The organism is Cellulomonas wangleii, from assembly GCF_018388445.1.
Lineage (GTDB): Bacteria > Actinomycetota > Actinomycetes > Actinomycetales > Cellulomonadaceae > Cellulomonas > Cellulomonas wangleii.
In genome coordinates, this window is sequence record NZ_CP074405.1 from 160,336 (window position 1) to 181,676 (window position 21,341).

The 21,341-nt window shown below is 75.4% G+C and carries 17 protein-coding genes and 1 tRNA gene; 11 read left to right on the forward strand and 7 right to left on the reverse strand.

Annotated elements, in window-relative coordinates; all coding sequences use genetic code 11:
* Positions 1-6 precede the first annotated feature (6 nt).
* Both KG103_RS00700 and dcd read right to left on the reverse strand, forming a co-directional pair.
* Entirely contained in the window at positions 7-1,155 is a 1,149-nt protein-coding gene (locus KG103_RS00700; RefSeq protein ID WP_207340175.1) for a hypothetical protein, read from the reverse strand.
* A complete protein-coding gene (gene dcd, locus KG103_RS00705; protein ID WP_207340176.1) occupies positions 1,155-1,730 on the reverse strand; it encodes a dCTP deaminase in 576 nt (191 codons plus the stop codon). The genes KG103_RS00700 and dcd overlap by 1 nt, the downstream gene beginning before the upstream one ends.
* Positions 1,731-2,054: 324 nt before the next feature.
* Here dcd and KG103_RS00710 point away from each other — a divergent pair, with 324 nt between their 5' ends.
* Genes KG103_RS00710 through KG103_RS19050 form a run of 3 tightly spaced genes read left to right on the forward strand, consistent with a single transcriptional unit; the run spans position 2,055 to position 6,775 of the window.
* Positions 2,055-4,523 carry a GH36-type glycosyl hydrolase domain-containing protein gene (locus KG103_RS00710; protein WP_207340177.1) on the forward strand — a complete coding sequence of 823 codons (2,469 nt, stop codon included), beginning with the start codon at positions 2,055-2,057 and terminating at the stop codon, positions 4,521-4,523.
* A 46-nt stretch (positions 4,524-4,569) separates the two neighbouring features.
* Complete coding sequence (locus KG103_RS00715; protein ID WP_207340178.1) at positions 4,570-5,571, forward strand: aldose epimerase family protein; 1,002 nt, start codon at positions 4,570-4,572, stop codon at positions 5,569-5,571.
* Positions 5,572-5,620: 49 nt separating this feature from the next.
* On the forward strand, positions 5,621-6,775 hold the full coding sequence (locus tag KG103_RS19050; protein WP_207340179.1) for a GNAT family N-acetyltransferase: 1,155 nt from the start codon (positions 5,621-5,623) through the stop codon (positions 6,773-6,775).
* Positions 6,776-6,866: 91 nt separating this feature from the next.
* Here KG103_RS19050 and KG103_RS00725 read toward each other — a convergent pair whose 3' ends face one another.
* Positions 6,867-8,165 (reverse strand): YibE/F family protein, encoded by a 1,299-nt coding sequence (locus KG103_RS00725; RefSeq protein WP_249670683.1) that lies wholly within the window; start codon positions 8,163-8,165, stop codon positions 6,867-6,869.
* An 84-nt stretch (positions 8,166-8,249) separates the two neighbouring features.
* Positions 8,250-8,849: a GNAT family N-acetyltransferase gene (locus KG103_RS00730; protein ID WP_207340180.1), complete on the reverse strand. Its 600-nt coding sequence runs from the start codon at positions 8,847-8,849 to the stop codon at positions 8,250-8,252.
* Positions 8,850-8,975: 126 nt separating this feature from the next.
* Here KG103_RS00730 and KG103_RS00735 point away from each other — a divergent pair.
* The 5 genes from KG103_RS00735 to KG103_RS00755 all read left to right on the forward strand — a co-directional run bounded on the left by KG103_RS00735 (position 8,976) and on the right by KG103_RS00755 (position 14,475).
* A tRNA-Gly gene (locus KG103_RS00735) sits at positions 8,976-9,049 on the forward strand.
* 397 nt (positions 9,050-9,446) lie between these two features.
* Positions 9,447-10,046 (forward strand): hypothetical protein, encoded by a 600-nt coding sequence (locus KG103_RS00740; RefSeq protein WP_213319961.1) that lies wholly within the window; start codon positions 9,447-9,449, stop codon positions 10,044-10,046.
* Positions 10,047-10,274: 228 nt separating this feature from the next.
* Positions 10,275-10,832, forward strand: a complete 558-nt coding sequence (locus tag KG103_RS00745; RefSeq protein WP_207340182.1) for a hypothetical protein — start codon at positions 10,275-10,277, stop codon at positions 10,830-10,832.
* Between the two features lie 140 nt (positions 10,833-10,972).
* Positions 10,973-13,552: a circularly permuted type 2 ATP-grasp protein gene (locus tag KG103_RS00750; RefSeq protein ID WP_207340183.1), complete on the forward strand. Its 2,580-nt coding sequence runs from the start codon at positions 10,973-10,975 to the stop codon at positions 13,550-13,552.
* The gene (locus tag KG103_RS00755; RefSeq protein WP_207340184.1) at positions 13,549-14,475 is read left to right on the forward strand and encodes a transglutaminase family protein; all 927 of its coding nucleotides are present in this window, start codon (positions 13,549-13,551) and stop codon (positions 14,473-14,475) included. The genes KG103_RS00750 and KG103_RS00755 overlap by 4 nt, the downstream gene beginning before the upstream one ends.
* 34 nt (positions 14,476-14,509) lie before the next feature.
* On the opposite strand, the gene KG103_RS00760 is transcribed toward KG103_RS00755, so the two are convergent.
* The 3 genes from KG103_RS00760 to KG103_RS00770 form a co-directional block, all read right to left on the reverse strand.
* Positions 14,510-15,412 (reverse strand): hypothetical protein, encoded by a 903-nt coding sequence (locus KG103_RS00760; RefSeq protein WP_207340185.1) that lies wholly within the window; start codon positions 15,410-15,412, stop codon positions 14,510-14,512.
* Positions 15,413-15,485: 73 nt separating this feature from the next.
* Positions 15,486-16,046 carry a DinB family protein gene (locus tag KG103_RS00765; RefSeq protein ID WP_207340186.1) on the reverse strand — a complete coding sequence of 187 codons (561 nt, stop codon included), beginning with the start codon at positions 16,044-16,046 and terminating at the stop codon, positions 15,486-15,488.
* Between the two features lie 415 nt (positions 16,047-16,461).
* Positions 16,462-17,784: a GAF domain-containing protein gene (locus KG103_RS00770; protein ID WP_207340187.1), complete on the reverse strand. Its 1,323-nt coding sequence runs from the start codon at positions 17,782-17,784 to the stop codon at positions 16,462-16,464.
* 151 nt (positions 17,785-17,935) lie between these two features.
* Here KG103_RS00770 and KG103_RS00775 point away from each other — a divergent pair, with 151 nt between their 5' ends.
* The 3 genes from KG103_RS00775 (at position 17,936) to KG103_RS00785 (ending at position 21,174) form a co-directional block, all read left to right on the forward strand.
* Complete coding sequence (locus KG103_RS00775) at positions 17,936-18,541, forward strand: TetR/AcrR family transcriptional regulator (RefSeq protein WP_207340188.1); 606 nt, start codon at positions 17,936-17,938, stop codon at positions 18,539-18,541.
* Between the two features lie 290 nt (positions 18,542-18,831).
* Positions 18,832-19,860, forward strand: coding sequence for a class I SAM-dependent methyltransferase (locus tag KG103_RS00780; protein WP_249670684.1), 1,029 nt, complete (start codon positions 18,832-18,834; stop codon positions 19,858-19,860).
* 225 nt (positions 19,861-20,085) lie between these two features.
* Positions 20,086-21,174, forward strand: a complete 1,089-nt coding sequence (locus KG103_RS00785) for a lytic polysaccharide monooxygenase (protein WP_207340189.1) — start codon at positions 20,086-20,088, stop codon at positions 21,172-21,174.
* The last annotated feature ends 167 nt before the right edge of the window (positions 21,175-21,341 follow it).

Consider the following 21,341-nt stretch of genomic DNA (forward strand, 5'->3'; position numbering starts at 1 on the left):
GGCCCCTCAGAGGTCGGCCGGGTCCACCAGGAAGTCGGCCTCGTCGGCGATCTCGCCGCCGACGGCCGCCTGCAGCACCTTGGCCACGCCCGCGACCAGGGGTGCCGACCGGCTGCGCGCGACGCGGTGCCCCAGCGACGGCTTCTCCTGCTCGATCTGGTCGATCTCGAACGGCTCCCAGCGCACGCGGTACGCCACGACGCCGTCCTTCGTCCAGGGCAGGCCCTCCATGAGCGGCGGGAGCTGCTCGCACGCGGCGACCTCGACGGCGAGCATCCCGTCGACGCCCAGGTCCACCAGCACCCCGAACGCCTCGGCCGGCGGCGGTGCGGCGAGCATGAGCTCGTCGAACGCGTCGGCCTCCGCCATGAGCCGCCGGCGGTCGTCGGGGTCGACCACGCCGTGCTGCTCGAGCGCGGCACGCAGCCCGGAGCCGCCCGCCTCGGGGGACCCGCCCACCGCGCCCTGCGAGCCGCGCCCGGCCAGGACGGTCGGGCCGGTCCACGACCCCGGGGTCGCGACGGACAGGTAGGCACGCGGCTGCACGCGCTGCACCAGCGCGAGCACGTCCGCGGGCTCCAGCCAGCGGTCGGTCAGCACGGTGAGGTCCGTGGCGGCGTCGGGGTCCGGCGTCAGGACGACGCCCGTCTGCGTGCGCACGGCACCGCACAGCCGGCGCGCGGTGGCGACGAGCCACCGCAGGACGCGCTCCTCCTCGCGGACCGGCAGCCCGTCGGGGAAGGCCCGCTTGAGGCCCTCGCGGTCCCCGCCCGGCCAGGGTCGCTCGCCGCGCTCGCGCGGGGCCTCCAGCACCCACACCATCACGCTGGACGCGGGCAGGCCGAGGGCGACGGCGTCCTGCGCCTCGATCGAGTAGGGGCCCGCGAGCCGGGACAGGCGCGCCAGACGCAGCGCCCGGACACGCGGCGCGCGGCGGCCGACGGTGCGGATGCCGAACGCGGCGGTGACCGCCGGCATCATGCCCGTGCGCGTGGTCGTCTCCGGGGTGACGTCCTCCCACCCCACGGTGCGGAACCGGCTGGCGGCGAGCACCTCGACCTCCTCGGGCTCGATGCCCGCGGGCAGGGCCAGCAGGTGCCGGTCGGCCAGGGTCGGGTCGTCCAGGGGCAGCCGCGGGAAGGTGGGCTCGGCCATCAGACGTCCGTCCGGTGGAAGCCCTGCCAGGACCGCGACGCGGTCGGGCCGCGCTGCCCCTGGTACCGCGACCCGTACGCGGCGGAGCCGTAGGGGTGCTCGGTGGGGGAGGTCAGGCGGAAGAAGCAGAGCTGCCCGATCTTCATGCCCGGCCACAGCAGGATCGGCAGCGTGGCGACGTTGGACAGCTCCAGGGTCACGTGCCCCCGGAAGCCGGGGTCGATGAAGCCCGCGGTGGAGTGCGTCAGCAGCCCCAGGCGGCCCAGCGACGACTTGCCCTCGAGGCGCGCCGCGATGTCGTCGGGCAGCGTGACCTGCTCGTACGTGGACCCCAGGACGAACTCCCCGGGGTGCAGCACGAACGGCTCACCACGCTCGACGTCGACCAGGCGGGTCAGCTCGGGCTGCTCCGCGGCGGGGTCGATGACCGGGTACTTGTGGTTGTCGAAGAGCCGGAAGTACCGGTCGAGCCGCACGTCGATGCTCGACGGCTGGACCATGGTGGGGTCGTACGGGTCGAGGGCGACCCGGCCGGACTCGAGCTCGGCGCGGATGTCGCGGTCGGAGAGCAGCACGGATCCACCGTAGTGGAGCCGTGCCGGCCGCCCGGGGACCGTCCGGTGCGCGGTGCGCGGCGGGCCCGTGATGCGAGCGGAGCGGTGAAAGGTCACGGGGCATTCCAGGGGAACGTGCTTCGGGATATGCTGTGGCCGCTCCGGTGTGGGAGCGCTCTCGCCGCTTCGGGGCGACGCGCTTCGACGGGGGAGCCCGCGCGGACACCCGCCCGATGCAGTTCCGTGAGGACGACCAGGTACGTGAGCAGGGTCGCCGACGCCTGGCACCCACCATCCGGTGGGGCCTCGGTGGTGGGCCGTGCGACGAGGCACGAGAGGCATGCGATGCGGTTCGGCCACTTCGACGACGAGGCGCGCGAGTACGTCGTCACGACGCCCCACACCCCCTACCCGTGGATCAACTACCTCGGGTCCGAGCAGTTCTTCTCGCTGCTCTCGCACCAGGCGGGCGGGTACTCGTTCTACCGCGACGCCAAGATGCGCCGGCTCACGCGGTACCGCTACAACAACATTCCCGCCGACGCGGGTGGCCGCTACCTGTACGTCAACGACGGCGGCGACGTGTGGACCCCGTCCTGGCTGCCGGTCAAGGCGGACCTCGACCACTTCGAGGCGCGCCACGGCCTGGGCTACTCCCGGATCACCGGTGAGCGCGGCGGCCTGCGCGTCGCGACCACGTTCTTCGTCCCGCTGGGCGAGAACGCCGAGGTGCAGCGCGTCGCGGTGACCAACACGTCCGACGCGGAGAAGACGGTCACGCTCTTCTCGTTCGTCGAGTTCTGCCTGTGGAACGCGCAGGACGACCAGACGAACTACCAGCGCAACCTGTCGATCGGCGAGGTCGAGGTCGAGCAGGACGGCCCGCACGGCTCGGCGATCTACCACAAGACCGAGTACCGCGAGCGGCGCGACCACTACGCCGTGTTCGGCGTGAACACCCGCGCGGACGGCTTCGACACCGACCGCGACACCTTCGTCGGCGCGTACAACTCCCTCGGCGAGGCGGCCGTGCCGCGCGCCGGTGCGTCGGCCGACTCGGTCGCGTCCGGCTGGTACCCGATCGGCTCGCACTCGGTGCGCGTGACGCTCGCCCCGGGCGAGACGCGCGACCTCGTCTACGTGCTGGGCTACCTCGAGAACCCGCAGGACGAGAAGTGGGCCGACGACGCGCACCAGGTCGTCAACAAGGAGCGCGCCCACGCGCTGCTGGGCCGGTTCGCCACCGCCGCGCAGGCCGACGCCGCCGTCGAGGCGCTGCAGGCCTACTGGACGGACCTGCTGTCGACGTACTCGGTGCGCTCGAGCGACGAGAAGCTCGACCGGATGGTCAACATCTGGAACCAGTACCAGTGCATGGTCACGTTCAACATGTCGCGCTCGGCCTCGTACTTCGAGACCGGCATCGGCCGCGGCATGGGCTTCCGCGACTCCAACCAGGACCTGCTGGGCTTCGTCCACCTGGTCCCGGAGCGGGCGCGCGAGCGGATCGTCGACATCGCGTCCACGCAGTTCGAGGACGGGTCGGCGTACCACCAGTACCAGCCGCTGACCAAGCGCGGGAACAACGACATCGGCTCGGGCTTCAACGACGACCCGCTGTGGCTCATCGCCGGCGTCGCGGGCTACGTCAAGGAGACGGGCGACTTCTCGATCCTCGACGAGCCCGTGCCGTTCGACAACGAGCCCGGCTCCGAGGTGCCGCTGTTCGAGCACCTGACCCGGTCGTTCGACTTCACGGTGAACCACCGCGGTCCGCACGGCCTGCCGCTCATCGGGCGTGCCGACTGGAACGACTGCCTCAACCTCAACTGCTTCTCCACCGAGCCGGGCGAGTCCTTCCAGACGACGGAGAACCAGGCCGGCGGCCACGCCGAGTCCGTGTTCATCGCGGCGCAGTTCGTCCTCTACGGCGAGCAGTACGCCGAGCTCGCGGAGCGTCGGGGCCTGTCCGAGGTCGCGTCGCAGGCCCGCAAGGTCGTCGGCGAGGTCCGCGAGGCCGTGCTGGAGCACGCCTGGGACGGCCGCTGGTTCCTGCGCGCGTACGACTTCTACGGCAACCCCGTCGGCACCGACGCCACGCCCGAGGGCAAGATCTGGATCGAGCCGCAGGGCTTCGCCGTCATGGCGGGCATCGGCGTCGGCGACGGCCCGGAGGACGCGGACGCGCCCGCCATCAAGGCGCTGGACGCGGTCGACGAGATGCTCGGGACGCCGCACGGTCTGGTCCTGCAGTTCCCGGCCTACACGACGTACCAGATCGAGCTCGGCGAGGTCTCGACGTACCCGCCCGGGTACAAGGAGAACGGCGGGATCTTCTGCCACAACAACCCCTGGGTGATCATCGCCGAGACGGTCGTCGGACGCGGGGACAAGGCGTTCGACTACTACAAGCGGATCACCCCGGCGTACCGCGAGGACATCAGCGACGTCCACAAGCTCGAGCCGTACGTGTACGCGCAGATGATCGCGGGCAAGCAGGCGCCGCGCGCCGGTGAGGCCAAGAACTCCTGGCTGACGGGCACCGCGGCGTGGAACTTCGTCGCCGTGTCGCAGTACCTGCTGGGTGTGCGGCCGGACTGGGACGGCCTCGTGGTCGACCCGCAGATCGGCCCGGACGTGCCGTCGTTCACCGTCACGCGCGTCGCCCGCGGCGCGACGTACGAGATCACGGTGACCAACTCGGGTGCGCGCGGCGCGCGCGGCTCGCTCGTCGTCGACGGGACCTCCGTCGAGGGCAACCTCGTGCCCTACGCACCGGCGGGCAGCACCGTCCGGGTCGAGGTCACGCTCTGACCGGCGCGCCCGCGCGTCCGGTGCCGACAGCAGGGGGCTGCCACCGATGACGATCACCGCACAGATCACCGAGCCCGCACCGGTCGCACCGGCGGTGGCGGCGCCGCCCGGCGCCGTCACGCTCCGCAACGCCCGGTGGGAGGTCGACGTGCTGCCCGGCACGGGGGCCGCCCTGGGTGCGGGACGCATCCGCACGTCCGACGGGGTGTGGCGCGACCTGCTGCGCCCCACCCGGCGTGCGTCGTCCGGCGACCCCGAGAAGTGCGCGAGCTTCCCGATGGTGCCGTGGTCCAACCGCATCCGTGACGGTGTGCTGCCGTTCGCGGGGCGGCGCTGGCAGCTGCAGCGCAACGCGGCCGACGGCACCGCGATCCACGGTGCCGTGCGGTACGCGCACTGGGAGGTCGTCGAACGCACGGCCACCGCCGTCACGCTCGCGGTGGAGACCTGCGGCCAGATCGGCATCAACTTCCCGTGGCAGTTCGGCGCCACCGTCCGCTACGCGGTGGACGGTGACGACCTCGTCGTCACCACGTCGGTGCGCAACACCGACGTGGAGCCGTTCCCCGCCGGGTTCGGGCACCACCCGTACCTGAGCCGTGCGCTGCTGCCCGTCGGCGCGCCGATCCGGGAGTACCCGCCCACCGCCGGGCCGCTGCTGCGGGTCGCGGCCGAGGCGGGCTACCGGCTGTCCGGTGCCCTGCCCGACGGTCCCGCCGGGCCCGTGCCCCCGCGCGCCGACTTCCGCGCGGCGCGCCCCCTGGGGTCGGGGTTCGTCGACGACGTGCTCACCGGCCTCGACCCGGCGGCCCCCGTGCACGTCGAGTACCCCGACGAGGGGGTGGCCGTCGACCTGACGGTCGACCCGGTGTACCGGCACCTCGTGCTGTACGCCCCGCGCCGCCGCTGCTACTTCGCCGTCGAGCCGGCGACCAACGTCAACGACGGGTTCACGCTCCACGACGCCGGGGTCCCCGGCACGGGGGTGTTCGTCCTCGAGCCGGGTGAGGAGCGGTCCGGGACCTTCCGGCTCCGCGTGCGCGTCTGACGCGGGTATTCGATGGCGCCGGGGTGCCGGTGCGCAGGATGGTGGCGCCATGACCAGGACAGACCCCGCGACGACGTGGCGTGTGCAGCCCGCGCCGCCGCTGCCCCCGTCCCCGGACGACCCGGGCGCCTGGGCGTACGCCGGGATGTGCGAGATCGAGCGACTCGACGAGCTCGACACGTGGGGCTGGAGCGACCTGTGGACGCCGCTGCACGTGCGGCTGCCGCTGCTGCGCCCGACGCCCTACTCGCGGACCCTGGTGTGGGTCGCGGTCCAGGGCGCCGACGGCGACGCGCGCGACGTCGTCGGCTACGCGACGCTGTCGGAGCCGCTCACGGCGAACGAGCACACCGCGCACGTCGCCGTCGGCGTCCTGCCGGAGCACCGCGGACGTGGCATCGGGGCGGCGCTGCTCCGCGCGGCGACCGACCAGGCGGCCGTGGACGGTCGCGGCACGCTGCACGCGTACTCGACCCACAGCCCGGAGCCGGAGCCCGGTGCGGGCGCGCTGGAGTCGCCCGTCGGCAGCGGTCGCGTCCCCGTCGAGGACCCCGGCGTGCGGTTCGCGCAGGCCCATCGCTTCCGCCTCGAGCAGGTCGAGCGCTACTCCGTCCTGGAGCTCGGCGACGAGCACGGCGCGGGCACGCCCGAGCTGACGGAGCACCTGGCGGCGGCGCGCGCCCGGGCGGGCGAGGAGTACCGCACGCACACCTGGCTCGACGAGGTCCCGGACGACCGCCTGGAGGACGTCGCCCGGCTGTACACGCGCATGAGCACGGACGCGCCGATGGGCGCCCTGGACGTGCAGGAGAACCCGTGGGACGCGGACCGCGTCCGCGCGAGCCTGCAGCGTGCCGCCGACGCGGGCCTGCACCAGCTGGTGACGGTGGCCGAGCACGCCCCGACCGGGCGGCTCGTCGCGTTCTCGGTCCTGCGGGTCCCGCACCCCGACGTGCCGTTCGCGTTCCAGGAGGACACGCTCGTGCTGCGTGAGCACCGCGGGCGGTCGCTCGGCATGCTCGTCAAGGGCGTCAACCTCGAGCGGCTGGATGCCTGGCGCCCGGGCGTGCGGCGCGTCCACACGTGGAACGCGCAGGAGAACGACCACATGCTCGCGATCAACGTGGCGCTCGGCTTCCGGCAGGCCGGCGTCGCCGCCGCGTGGCAGCGCACGGAGCGCGGCGCCGCCACCCCGGACGCCTGAGGCCCGAGGGCCGGGCGCCGAGGCCCCGGACGTCGACGGGCGGGCGTCGGCGGCCGGGGCGTCGACGGGCGGGACGTCGACGTCGTGCCGGTCAGTGGCCGTGGCCGTGCGCGTGGCCCTCCCCGGCCGGGCCGGGAGGTGCGCTGACGGCGGCGACCGCCGCGACGACCGTCGTGAGCGGGATCGCCAGCACCAGGCCCGTCGCACCGGCGAGCGTCCGGACGATCTCCTCCGCGAACGCGCCGGACGTCAGCGTGACGAGCACCGGCTGCTGGTACAGCTCGAGCAGCAGGAGCAGCGGCAGCGACGCCCCGGCGTACGCGAACGCGATCGTGTACACGGTCGAGGCGATGTGGTCGCGGCCGATCCGCATGCCCCGCGCGGTGAGCGTGCGCCAGGACGCGGACGGGTCCGCGGCGCGCAGCTCCCACACCGCGGACGCCTGCGTGATCGTCACGTCGTTGAGCACGCCGATCCCCGCGAGCACCACGCCGCACAGGAACACCCCGCGCAGCACGTCCGTGCCGTCCGCACCCAGCACCCGCGCCAGCGCGAACGTGTCCTCCGAGGTCACGGGCTGCAGCCGCGCGGCGTGGGCGCCCAGCACGCCCAGGCCCGTGACCATCGCCACGCCCAGCAGCGTGCCGACCAGCGCCGTCGTGGTCCGCACCGACACCCCGTGCGCCAGGTAGAGCACGACCACGACGATCACGGTCGAGCCGGAGAGTGCCACGACCAGCCCGTCCTGCCCCGCCACCAGCGCCGGCAGCACGTAGGCCCCCAGCACCGCGAAGGCCAGGCCCAGCCCGAGCAGCGCCCGGAGCCCGCGCAGCCCTGCCACCAGCGTCGTGACCAGGGCGAACGCCAGGGCGAACGTGCCCAGCGGGAGTGTCCGGTCGACGTCGTGCCAGGCCCACACCTCCGGGTCGCCGTCCGCGGGCGGGTAGTGCTGCAGGAGCACGTGCGTCCCGGGCGGCACGTCGCCCGCCTCGGTGCCGCCCGTGGCGAGCACCTGGACCTCGCGGCCGGACGCCGTGCGCGCCGTGACCTCCAGGCAGTCGACCGTCTGCGGCACGGTCCCGTCGGGCAGGACGTCCTCGATCGTCCCGTCGCACGAGCGGACGGTCGAGCCGACCACCTGGGCGCCGACGTACGTCGTGCCGGCGTCGACGAGGCCCGTCGAGGGTGCACCGCCCCCCGGCCACGTCAGCGCGACGCCGAACGCCGCCGCCATCGAGGCGAGGACGACGACGACCGCGAGCACCGCGCGCGTCACCCGCCCGTCGCGCAGCGGGCCCGTCCGTGGGGTCGTCGCCGGCGCGAGGGCGTCGCGCGCGGGGGCGGACGCGTCGTGGACGGGGGCGGGGGCCGCGGGGTCGGTCGGACTCACGCCGCGAATCCTGCCCTGTGCGGGCGTCGGGGGCGGGCAGGCCGTGCGACGGTGCGCTGGATCGACCCGTCGCGGGTGCGGCGGTCAGGAGAGGGGGAGCGTGAGGCGGTGGCCCCAGGGGTACGTCGTGTCGCGGCGGAAGCCGAGGTGCTCGTAGAACGCGATGGCCCGGGTGTTGCGCGCGTCGACCCCCAGGTGGACGGCCGGGACGCCGCGGTCCCGCAGCCGGTCGGCGAGGCCCTCGATGAGCCGCCGGCCCCAGCCCTGGCCCTGCAGCCGGGGGAGCAGGTCGATGTGCAGGTGCGCGGGGGCGTCGGGCGGGGCGGGCGACGGGTCCGGGTGGTGGATGCGCTCGACCAGGACGTGGTCCTCGGTGCCGTCGCCCGGGTCGTCCCGCAGCGCCAGCCGGGCGCGCAGGGCCGGCCACCACGCGCGCTCGCACCAGGCGTCGAACGCCGTCGTGTCCGCCGTCGCGACCACGTAGCCCCCGACCCCCTGCGCGTCGACCACGACGAGGCTCAGGTCCGGGTCGGCCACCGGGTACGGGCCGCAGTACACGTGCCCGAGCAGGTCCGGGTCGCGGTACAGCGAGGTCGCGTCCTGCCCGGCGGCGCCTGTCTGCAGGCACACGCGGTACATGCCGGGCAGGTCGCTGGGGTGGAAGGGGCGCATCGACGCGGTCACGGGGCGACCCTGCCACCGACCACCGTCGCCCGGCCAGGGTCCCGCACGCACAGGCCGGCCGGCGGGTTGAAGAACCACGCCCGGTACCGGGTAGGATCGACGCCGCAGCGCCCGTGAGGGCGGCTGGCGGGTGTAGTTCAATGGTAGAACATCAGCTTCCCAAGCTGATAGCGCGGGTTCGATTCCCGTCACCCGCTCCACGCGAGGCCAGGCCCGGCGCACAGCCCGGACCTGGCCTTCGTCGTCCCGCGGGCCGTGCGCGCCCCGCCGCCTGCCCCGCGTGGGCAGCGCGGGTGAGAGGCCGATGTGAAAGCGCTGGTCATAAGCGTTTAGGCACCCTGACGGCGTCAGCCGCCGCGCTAGTTTCCGCACCGTCGACGCATGCGGAGCGTCGCGTCCCCCGTCGTCTCACCGGTGAGTCGCGCGCGCCCGCGCGCCCTCCCGACGGTGGGGGTCGTCCTGGCGCCCCGGCACGGCCGGCGGTCGCCTCCGCCGAACCCAGGGAGACACTGCGTGACCACCGAAGGACGTCGACTGCCGAGAGCGCTCCCATCGACCGTCGCCGCGGTCCCCACCCCCCGCTCGGGCACCCGCGCGGTGACCCCGGGGCTGCCCCTCGCCCTCGAGTCGCCCGCGGAGGAGCCCGAGCGGCGCAGCCGGTCCGTCCTCGCGGTCGGGGCGGTGCTCCTGGTCGTCACGGTCGCCGCGCTCGTCGTGGCCTTCCGGATCATCGTGCCGGCGGCACCCGCGGCCGCGCCGGCGCCGGAGCTCGTCGACACCGGCGTGACCGAGGTGCAGGAGCGTCCGGGGACGGTCGTGGGCTACGGCCAGGAGTACACCTACGGCGACGGCCTGGGCGTGGTCGTCGGGTACCCGCAGGTCTACGAGCCCAGCGACAACGCGACCGGGTTCGAGGGCGGCTCCCCGGTCAAGGCGCAGGTCGTCGTCACCAACTCGACGGGGGAGTCGTTCCGGCCCAACACCATCCAGGTGAGCGCCACCTCGGGCGGGCAGCCCGTGGCGGGGATCTGGGACCCGGACCAGGGTGTCGGGCTCACCGGCCCCGACGTCAACGTGCCCCCCGGCGGCATGATCAGCTTCGAGGTGGCGTTCGCCGTGCCGGACGGCGGCGACCTGCGTCTCGAGATCGTCCCGGCGCTCTACGGGTACGGGGCGATGGTCGTGGAGGCGCTCTAGCCGGTGCGGTGGTCCCCCCGGCGTCCGTCCGGAGGAACGTGCCCGCGATCCCGCCCCGTGGGAGCGCGACCATGCTACGTTGGCCGCGCCCTTCGGGAGTTGCGCGGTGCAGACCGTCGCGCCCCCGGCACCGCCGCACCGGGTCGTGGTCACGCCGCACGTCGCGGCGGCCGGTGCGTGCTGACCGCGCGCCGGGGCCGCCCCGGTCCTGGACTCCAGGAGCACCGCGTGACCCTCACCGCCCCGTCCGCCCGTCCCGCCCGCGCAGCCCGGCCGCGCCGCCTCCACCGGGTCGTGGTGGGCCTCGCGGCCGCGACACTGCTGGTCGCACCGGGCTGCGCCGCCGGCGCCAGCGCGGACGCCGGCCCGACGACCGCCACCGCCCACGCGGGTGCCGAGGTCACCTTCGGGACCCCGTTCGAGTACGCGGACGGCCTGCTCGTGGACGTCACGGCCCCGGCCCGGTTCACACCCACGGCGCAGGCGGAGTGGGACCGTGCCGTGCCGGGCGTGCTCGTGCGCGTGCGCGTCTCGATCACCAACGGCACCGACGCGGAGTTCCGGCCCAACACGCTGATCGCCACGGCCGTCTCCGGCGGGCAGGACGCCGTCGCGGTCCTCGACCCGGGATCGCAGATCGGCCAGACCGGTCCGGACGCCGCGGTGCCCGCCGGCGGCTCCGTCGCGTTCCCGCTGGCGTTCCTGGTCCAGGACCCCGCGGACGTCCGGTTGACCGTCGAGCCCGCGCTCGGCGGCTACGAGCCGCTGGTCCTCACCGTCGGCTGACCGTCGCACCGGGTCGGGGCGGACATGGCAGGGGCGGCCGACGTGTCCGGTGCGCGCGCCGCGGTGCGCCCTGTGCGCCACCGAGGGGCGCACCGGCCGCGTGCCGGGCGTCACGCCCCCCGGTGCGTCAGACTGCCCGGGTGACCGACCTGCTCTCGTCGCCGCGCCTGCTGGGCGACGGGACGACGATCGCGCACCGGCCCGACTGGGCGTGGCTGCCGCCCGGCGCCGCGCCGACCGACGCGGACCTGGCGCGCGCCGGCCGACAGGCCGAGCAGCTGCTCGCCGGGCACGGCGTCACGTACGGTGCCGACCGCCTCGACACCGACCACCACTGGCGGCTCGACCCCCTGCCCGTGGTGGTGGACGAGCGGGAGTGGGCGCGGCTCGACGCCGCGCTCGTGCAGCGGGCCGAGCTGCTCGACGCGGTGCTGCACGACCTGTACGGGGCCCGGCGGCTGCTGGACGACCGCGTGCTGCCGCCGACGGCCGTGCTGTCGCACCCCGGGTTCCTGCGGCCGGTCGACGGGCTGCGCCTGCCGGGCGGTCGCGAGCTCGTCCTGACCGCCACCGACCTGGTCCGCGACGCGTCCGGTGAGTGGTGCGTCCTCGCGGACCGCACGCAGGCACCGTCGGGTGCGGGGTACGCGATGGAGGACCGCCGTGTCGTCGCGCAGGTGCTCGCGCCCGTGTACCGCCAGGCGTCGATCGCCCGGCTCGGTCCGTTCTTCCACGCGCTGCGCAAGGCGCTGGTCGAGGTCGCCCCGCCCACCGCCGGCGACGCGCCGCGCGCAGTGCTGCTCTCGCCCGGGCCGGGCAGCGAGACCGCGTTCGACCAGGCGTACCTCGCCTCCATGCTCGGACTGCCGCTGGTCGAGGGCAGCGACCTGGTGGTGCGCGCGGGCCGGTTGTTCCTGCAGGGGATCGACGGGCTCGAGCCCGTGGACGTCGTGCTGCGGCGGGTCGACGCGGAGTGGTGCGACTCGCTGGAGCTGCGCGCCGGGTCGCGCCTGGGCGTGCCGGGGTTCGTGCACGCGCTGCGCCGCGGCACCGTGAGCGTCGTGAACCCGCTCGGGGCGTCGGTGCTGGAGAACCCGGCGCTGCTGGGCTACCTGCCGCGGCTCGCGCGTGCCGTGCTCGACCAGGACCTGACGCTGGCGTCGGCGCCGACCTGGTGGTGCGGCGAGGAGCGGGCGCTGCGCCACGTGCTCGGCCGCCTGGACCGCCTGGTGGTCAAGCCGACCGTGCACGGGCCGCGCACGACCACCGTGCTGGGCTGGACCCTGTCCGCCGCCGAGCGCGAGGAGCTGGCCGCGCGCATCACCGCCGAGCCGTGGCGCTGGGTGGGGCAGGAGCCGGTGGGTCCGGTCCTGGCGGACGAGGACGGCCCGCGAGCCGCGGTCATGCGGACCTTCGCGGTCGCGCACGCGGGCACGTACACCGTCATGGCCGGGGGCCTCGCGCGCGTGGCCGACGACGACCAGGTCGTCACCTCGTCCGCCGGGGCGTCCGCCAAGGACGTGTGGGTGCTGGCCTCGCAGCCGGCCGAGCCGGACGCCACCGTGCGGGAGGACGTCGCCGGGGCCGGCGGCCGTGCCGTGGGCTACGGCATCTCGCCGCGCGCCGCCGAGAACCTCTACTGGATGGGCCGGTACGCCGAGCGCGCGGAGGACGGCGTGCGCGTGCTGCGCGCGGTGGCCGACCGCTGGGACGACTACCACCGCACGCCGGGCAGCGCGGGCGGCCGCGCGCTCGAGGTGCTGCTGACGGCGCTCACACCGGCCGCGCTGGCCGACGGAGCGCAGGCAGCACCCGCGTCCGACGTCGACCCCGCCCACGTCGTGCCGAGCCCGCCGGCGCTGCGTGACCTGCTGCTCGACCAGGGCACCCCCGGCTCCGTCGCCCGGGCCGTGCGCCGCCTCGGGGCGTCCGCTGCCACGGTGCGCGACCAGCTCTCGACCGACACCTTCGGGCCCCTCGCCCGCATCGAGCGCACGCTGCGCGACGAGCGGACGCGGGTGCGGGCACGTCAGCAGCCGGGCGGCGGCCTCGACGTCGGCCCCGTGCCGCCCGGGTCGGTCACCGCCGGGCTGCGTCCCACGCTCGACCGGGTGCTGGAGAGCCTGCTCGCGATCTCCGGGATCGCGGCCGAGGGCCTCACGCGGGACGTCGGCTGGCACCTGCTCGACGCCGGCCGCCGGCTGGAGCGTGCCCAGCGGCTGGTCGCGATGCTGCAGGCCACGCTCGTGGTGCGGCGCCCCGGTGACGTCGAGGACCTGCTGCTGGAGTCGGTGCTGCTGGCCGCCGAGTCCGCCATCACGTACCGGCGCCGGCACCAGGGTGGTGCCGACGTCGCGAGCGTGCTCGACCTGCTGGTGCACGACCGCACCAACCCGCGCTCGCTGGCGTTCGCTCTCGACCGGCTGCTCGCCGACCTCGAGGCCGTGCCCGCTCCCCGCTCCGCCGCGCAGCGCGACCACCTGCTGCACGGTGTGGCGGGCCTGGTGGCCGAGCTGGACACCGTCGCCGTCGGCAACGAGGTGTCCGAGGACGGGCGGCGCGTGCGGCTGGCCGACGCGCTCGGCTCGATGCTGTGGCGGCTGCGGGAGGCGTCCGACGAGATCGAGCGCGTGCACTTCGTCCGGCCCGCGCCCAGCCGTGCCCTGGACGACCTGTGGGGGTCGACCTACGGCGACCCGGGCGAGGGGGGTGAGCGGTGAGCGTCCGTACGTACGACCTGGTGCACCGCACGACGTACGAGTACGCGCAGCCCGTCACGGACTCCTACGGCCGCACGACGCTGACGCCGCGGGACCTGCCGGACCAGCGCGTGCTGGCGACGTCGCTCACGGTGGACCCCGAGCCGGCCGACACCGGCGAGCACGTCGACTGGTTCGGCAACACGACCACCTACTTCGGTGTGACGCGCCCGCACACACGGCTGGTCGTCACGGCCCGTTCGACGCTCGAGGTCAGCCGCACGGTCCCGCCGCGCGCGGAGCTGCCCGACGTCGGGTGGCGTGCCGTCGCGCGCGCCGTCACCGCGGGCGACCTGGGGCTGCTGCGCACCGACGCCGCGGGGGTGGTGGCGCTGCGCGAGGCCGTCCTGCCGTCGGCGCACGTCACGTTCGTCGACGAGGTGCGCCAGTGGGCGGCCCCGTCGTTCGTCGACGAGCGCCCGCTGGCGGACGTCGTGACGGACCTGGTGCACCGCGTCCGCGCCGAGCTGACCTACCGGTCCGGGTCCACCACGGTGAGCACCACGCAGGCGCAGCTGCTCGCGCAGGGGGCGGGCGTGTGCCAGGACTTCGCGCACCTGATGATCGCGGCGCTGCGCGTCCACGGCGTGCCCGCGCGGTACGCGTCCGGGTACATCGAGACCCGTCCCCGCCCCGGGCGGCCCAAGCTGCGAGGCGCCGACGCGTCCCACGCGTGGGTGTCGGTGTGGTTGCCGGGGCACGGCTGGCTCGACGCCGACCCGACCAACGACCAGCTCGTCGACGACCGGTACGTCGTGCTCGGCTGGGGCCGCGACTACCACGACGTGCCGCCGCTGCGCGGCGTGATCTTCACCGAGGGCGGCGGTGCGACGCCGCGCGTCGAGGTGGACCTGGTGCCGGCCGGTTCCGAGCCGTTCGCCTGACCGGCGTCTTCCGACGCTGGTCCCGGACCGCCGGTCAGCGTGCCCGGGCGCGCGCGTCGAGCTCCTCGTGCGGGACCACGAACCCGCCGGCGTCGACGACCGTGCCGCCGGCTGCCCGCCACAGCGTCGCCACGACGCGCGCGATGCTCGGCGTGACGCGCTGCCGGGCGATGACGTGCAGCGGCGAGGGGTGCGCCTGGTCCAGCTCGTGCGGGTCGTGCGGCTGCCACGTCACGCGGTACGCCCACGGGCCGTGCTCGCGCCAGTCGAGCGTCGACAGCACGACGGGGACGTCCCGGGAGCGTGAGCAGCCGAGCTGCAGCGTGCCGTCGTACTCGTAGGTGGCGGTCAGCGCGAAGCCCTCGCCGGCACCACCCGGCGCCGGCGGCGTGAGCCGGCTGCCCGCCAGTGCGGGCCGCACCAGGGGCAGGACGTCCGCGGTGCTCAGCGGCACGGCGGACCACAGCGTCAGGTCCACGGCGGACGCCGGGTCGGGCACCACGGTGCGGTCGCGCGCCGCGGGCAGGATGCCGCCGGCGGTGCGCCGCGCCACCGCCGTGGCCCAGCCCGTCACCAGGTCGGGCGGGAGCGTCGCCCCGGGCACGGGGGACGCCGGCAGCGCGTAGAGGTCGCTGTCCTGCGGCGGCAGGGTGAGCGCCCGTGCCTCGGCCGCGTCGACGGGGTACGGGCCGACGACCTCGACCGAGCCGTCCAGGCTCAGGGCGCCGGCCGTGCGGACGGGTGCGACCGCGATGCCGCGGAACCGCGCACCGGTCATCGGCCGGGCGGCGGCCGCCTGCGCCGCGGAGACCGGCTCGCGCGCCCAGAGCGCCGAGGGGAACCAGGCGCGGGCCAGTGGCAGGAGGTCCGTGCCCCGGGGGACCGCGAGGACGTGGCTGCCGTCGAGGGCCGCGAGAACCGCGGACGGTCCGGTCATGGCCGGACAGTAGCGGGCGAATGCTGCAGGCGTGTTTCGGCGGTCGCCCGCCCGGGGATCCCGCGGCGAGGGGTCAGGCGCGCACGTCGTGCAGGTGGTGCACGACGTCGTGCAGGAAGTACTGGCCGAGCGTGCGGACGGTGAACTCCGACCCGTTGCTGCGCCGGCCGGTGCGCTCCCACGCGTCACCGCCGACCGCGTCGAACCGGTCGGCCGTCACCGCGGCGGCGGCGGCGAGCTCCTCGGCCACGACCACGGGGTCCTGCAGGTCGTAGCGGTCGTCGAGCGCCGTCGCGTCCTGGTCCCAGTTGTCGAACGGCGGGTCGTCGTGGTCGAGCATCAGCTGCACCCGCTCGCCGAACAGCCGCATGACGTCCCGCACGTGGGCGCCGTACTCCAGCGGCGACCACACGTCCGCCGCGGGTCGCACGTGCGCGTCGTCGCGGTGCAGCGCGGAGACCCACCGCGGCACGAGGTCGCGGACCGTGCCGCCGATGCCCGCGGGCTCGACGTCGGAGGCGGCGAACCCGCACTCCGGGCACCGCTCGCGCAGCACCCAGGTCCAGTCCTTGCCGTCCGGCGCGATCGCGGGCGGCAGGGTCGTGCCGGGCTCGGGATGGTGGTCGGTGTCCACGACCGCCACGCTAGCGGCACCCCACGAGGGTGGGAACCGCCCGGTTCGTCACGTGGATGCCCGTCGTCCCGACCGGTGATGGTCGGGCGACGCGCCCCCTCCCGCGCGCCGCCCGACCGGGCATCGGGGGCGACGGGCTCCCACGAGAGGCGTCGCCGTCGATGCCACCGGCGCCGACGTTAGCCGGACGACCGTTGCACGACCGTTGCACGACGAGATCCGTCACGGCGCGCGCCACGACGACCCGGCAGGGGGCGGACCCGCTCGTCAGCGGGGGTGCGCCGGGGATCGGTGCACCCGATCTCACAACCGCTTCGACGGCGCTGTGAGGGGGTCGTGACGCGGGACGACGACGAAATCCGTCGTGCGTGGCTGCGGGGCGCGGCGCCGGGCGGGCCGGCGGCGGGCGCCGTGCTCAGCGCAGGGTGCGGTTGAGCTGCGCGAGGCGGGTGTGGGCGCGCAGGTGGGCCGCCGACCCGATGGGCGCCACGCGCGCGAGCGTCTGCCACGCCTCCCAGTCGTCCGCGCCGGGGTCGCTCGCCGTCCAGCGCGCGACGAGACCCGGGTCGCCCGACGCGAGCGTGGCGGCGCGCACCTCGTCCTGCACCGTCGCCCGCACGCGCTCGACGCCCGGCGCGGTGGACCGCGGCAGCACCGAGCCGGCGTAGGCGCTCAGGGCGCCCGCGACGTCCCCGATGGCGAGCGCGTCCCGTACGGCGTCGACGTCGGTACGCAGCGGCGCGGTGAGCCGGTAGGGCCGGGACTCGGACAGCAGCGGCCCGACCAGGCGCCGCAGTCGCGAGATCTCGGCGCGCACCGTGACCTCGGACAGCTCGGACTCCGACAGCAGCACCGCCAGCTCGTCCCCGCGCAGCCCGGCGGGGTGCTCGGCGAGCAGCAGGAGGATCTCCGCGTGGCGGCAGGTCAGGCGGCGGCGGCCCGCGGGCGTGTGCAGCGTGCCGCCCTGGGTGCCGAGCACGGCCAGGCGTGCACCGGGCGGTGCGCCCGCGCCGGCGGTGAGCGTGGCCTCCACGGCCGCGACCGTCGCGCGCACGAGCGCCAGGGCCATCCACGAGGCGGCGTCGTCGCGGCCCGTGACGTCCAGCACTCCCAGCAGCCGCCCCTCCGGGTCGTGCACCGGCACCGCGGCGCAGCTCCACGGGTGCACGACGCGGGCCCAGTGCTCGGTGCCCAGCACCTGCAGCGGCCGCCGGGTGGCCAGCGCGGTGCCGAGCGCGTTGGTGCCCACGGCGTCCTCCCGCCACGCGGCGCCCTCGACGAACCCGACGCCGTCGAGCTCGCGGCGCACCGCACGGTCGCCGTCGACCCACAGCAGCCGGCCCGACTCGTCGCTCAGGGCGGCGACCCAGTCCGGGCCGGGCTCCACCAGCAGCCGACGCACCGTGGGCACCGCACCCGACAGGGGGTGGGTGCTGCGCAGCTCGGCCAGGTCGGACCCCGCGACGTCGACGGGTGGCGTCGGCAGCTCCGGGTCGACGCCCACGCGACGGCTGCGGCGCCAGGAGTCGGCCACGACCGGCCGCACCTGGCGGCCGGGGTCGTCGCCGGAGACCACGAACCGCTCGTGGGCCGCCCGCACCACCGAGACGCGGCGCGTGCCGTGCTCGTCGAGGTGCCAGTCCCCGGGACGCTCCGCGGGGATGGGACCCGGCACGGCCGTGGCGCGCGCGCGACCCGCAGGAGGGCCCTCCTGCGGGTGGTGGGCGTGTCGGCTCATCGCGTTCGGGCTCTCGTCGGGCGGGGTCGTCCAGGTGACGCTGAGGCATTGTAGGCGAAAGCGACGAACCGTCGTGAGCAATGTCACACTTTGGCCCGTGTCACCCCTCTTCCCGGACGGTCTTCCTGACAGGATGTGTCAGGATGTCAGCATGCCGAAGATCATCGGGGCCTCGCTGCACGAGCACCGCGAGCAGACACGCCGCCGGCTGTTCGAGGCACTGTCGACGCTCATGAACGAGCGGGGCTTCGACGCGATCACCCTGGCCGACATCGCCGCCGCGGCGGGCGTGGGACGGACCGCCGTCTACAACCACTTCCCCGACAAGGAGGCGCTGCTCCTCGGTTTCATCACCCACGAGACCGAGCAGTACGCGGCCGGCCTGCAGGCGTCCCTCGACGACATCGACGACCCCGTGGACCAGCTGCGCGCCTACGTGCGGGCCCAGGCCTCGCTGACGCGGGTCTACCACGTCGCCCCCGGGCCGGAGCTGCGTTCCGTGCTCTCGCGCGGCGCCCAGCAGCGCGTGCGCGAGCACGTCCTCGTGGTCGAGCAGATCCTGCGCCGCATCCTCGCCGCCGGCATCGCCTCCGGCGCGTTCCCGGACCAGGACCTCGACACGACCGTCCCGCTCGTCAACGCGTGCCTGACCGGCCGGGGCCTGCCCGACGGCGGGCCGGAGCGCGAGCACGCGATCGCGCAGACCGAGGCGTTCGTGCTGCGCGCCGTCGGTGCGCGCGCCGCGGTGCCGGTCTGAGCGGGCAGCGGGGCCGCCGCGCCGGGGGGCGTGACGCGGCCGGACGCGGTGGTGCCGGGGCAGCCCGGGACGGTGGCGGCGGGCGCGGTGCTGCCGGTCGGGACGGTGGGGGAGCGCGCGCCGGCACCGGGCGTCCCGGCGCGAGCCGTTCCGGCACCGGTCGTGGCGGTCGCGCCACCGGTCGCGGGGACCGCGGGCCGTACGGGGACCGTCGTCCCGCGCGCGGCGCGGCCCCGGCACGCGAGCCACTGACGTCGGTCGAGCTCACCTACCTGCCCGGCCTGCGGGACGTGCTCGCCGCCGAGGTCGCCGAGGCGCTGCCCGGCGCCCGCGGTCTGCGCGACGTCCCGGACCGGGACGACGCCCTCGCACTGGGCCTGCCCGGACCGCTCGCCGCGGTGACCGCGCTGCGCACCGCGGTCGCCGCGTGGGTCGTCGTGCACCTCGACGTGCCGCGTCCCCGGTCCTTCACCAGCCCCGAGCACCTGACCCGGATCGTCGACGCCGTGTACGCGTCGCTGCGTGTCGCCGGCTCGTCGACCTTCCGGTTCGAGGCGGCCGGTGCGGACTCCGCGGTCTTCGCGCGGCTCGCGGGTCTGCTGCACGAGGCGACCGGGCTGCGGCACGACCCGGAGGCGGGCGACCTGGTGGTGCGCGTGCGTCGCGGGCCGCGGCGGGGCGACGTCGACCCGGGGTGGGACGTGCTGGTCCGTGTCGGTCCCCGTCCGCTGTCCGCGCGCACGTGGCGCGTCGCCGACTTCCCCGGCGCGGCCAACGCGACGATCGCGGCGGCGGTCGCGCGCCTGGCCGGTGTGCACGAGCAGGACCGGGTCCTGAACCTGATGGCGGGCTCGGGCACGCTGCTCGTCGAGCGGCTGCTCGTCGCCCCGGCGGCGGCGGCGGTGGCCGTCGACCTCGACCCGGCGGCGCTCGACGCCGCGCGCGCCAACCTCGAGGCGGCGCGGCTGCTGACGCGCCCGCCCCGTCCGGTCCTGCTGCGGGCCGACGCCACGGACGCGGCGGCGCTGCTGGACGTCGTCGGCGAGCCGCTCGGCGGTGCGGCCGACGTGGTCCTGGCCGACCCGCCGTGGGGCACGCTGCACGGCTCCCACGCCGACGCCCCCCGGCTCCACGCGGGCCTCCTGCGGGCCGCGCACGCCGTGAGCGCGCCCGGTGCCCGGCTGGTGGTGCTGACGCACGAGGTCAAGGTGATGGACCGGGTGGTGCGCGAGGCCGCGGACCTGTGGACGCCGCGCTCGGTGACGCGTGTCTACGCCAAGGGACACCATCCCCGCATCCACGTCCTCGACCGTCGGTGACCGGGTCGCGGCGGCCCCCGGTGACGGGGTCGCCGGGCCGTCGGCGCTGCCCTCGCCTGGGACGCACGTCCTGCTGAAACGCTTAGCACTCTCGCGCTGCGCAGGGTGAGGCCGCACGGTGGTCGAGCCCTCGTGGCGCCCTGTCGTCCTCGGATCGCATCGTTGCGATCCGCCCGGGCGAGCGCGGACGGGGCTCCGTCGTCACCGACCCCCCAGGAGACATGCATGTCCATCCTCACCCGGAGCAGCAGCCGGTTCGGCCGGCTCGCCCGGCTCGCCCTCGCCGTCCCCCTGGCGGTCGCGGCCACCGGCCTCGTCGCCACGTCCGCGTCCGCCCACGGGTCGGTCACCGACCCGGCGTCCCGCAACTACAGCTGCTACGACCGGTGGGGCGACGACCACCTCAACCCGGCCATGGCGCAGCAGGACCCCATGTGCTGGCAGGCGTTCCAGGCCAACCCCAACACCATGTGGAACTGGAACGGTCTGTACCGTGAGGGCGTCGCCGGCCGGCACGAGGCCGTGATCCCCAACGGCCAGCTCTGCTCCGGCGGCAAGACGCAGAACGGTCTGTACGCGTCGCTCGACACCCCGGGCCCCTGGACGATGACGAACGTCCCCACGTCGTTCACGCTGACGCTCACCGACGGTGCCAAGCACGGCGCGGACTACATGCGCATCTACGTCTCGAAGGCGGGCTTCGACCCGACGACGGAGGCGCTCGGCTGGGACGACCTCGACCTCGTCAAGGAGACCGGGCGCTACGGCACCACGGGCCTGTACCAGACCGACGTGAACCTGGCGGGCCGCTCCGGCCGCGCCGTCCTGTTCACCATCTGGCAGGCCAGCCACCTCGACCAGCCGTACTACCTGTGCTCGGACATCAACATCGGTGGTGGCGGCGGCAACCCCGGCCCGACGCCCACGCCGACCCCGTCGGTGACGCCCACGCCGACCCCGTCCGTGACGCCCACGCCGACCCCGTCGGTCACGCCGACCCCGACGCCGTCCGTCACCCCCGCGCCCACCACCGCACCCGGCGGGGCGTGCACGGCCACGGTCAGGGCGGCCAACACGTGGTCGGGCGGCTGGCAGGGTGAGGTCGTCGTGACCGCCGGTTCGGCCGCGATCAGCGGCTGGAAGGTCACGGTCGGCGGCGCGACGATCACGCAGGCGTGGAGCAGCACGCACAGCGGCGGCGTCCTGACGAACGCCGACTGGAACGGCTCCCTGAGCGCCGGCGCCAGCACCACGGCCGGCTTCATCGCCTCGGGCGCTCCCGGCTCGCTGACGGCCACCTGCACGACGGCCTGACGCATCCCCCCCGCCGGCACACGCCGGCGGCAGCACGACCCCGCGGGGGCACGACCCGCGGGCGGCACGGCCTGACGGCCGGGCACAGCCACCCCTCCGGCTGCGCCCGGCCGTCGCACGTCCGGGGTCGGCCGACGGCTGCCGCGCTCCCTGGACGACCACCGGTC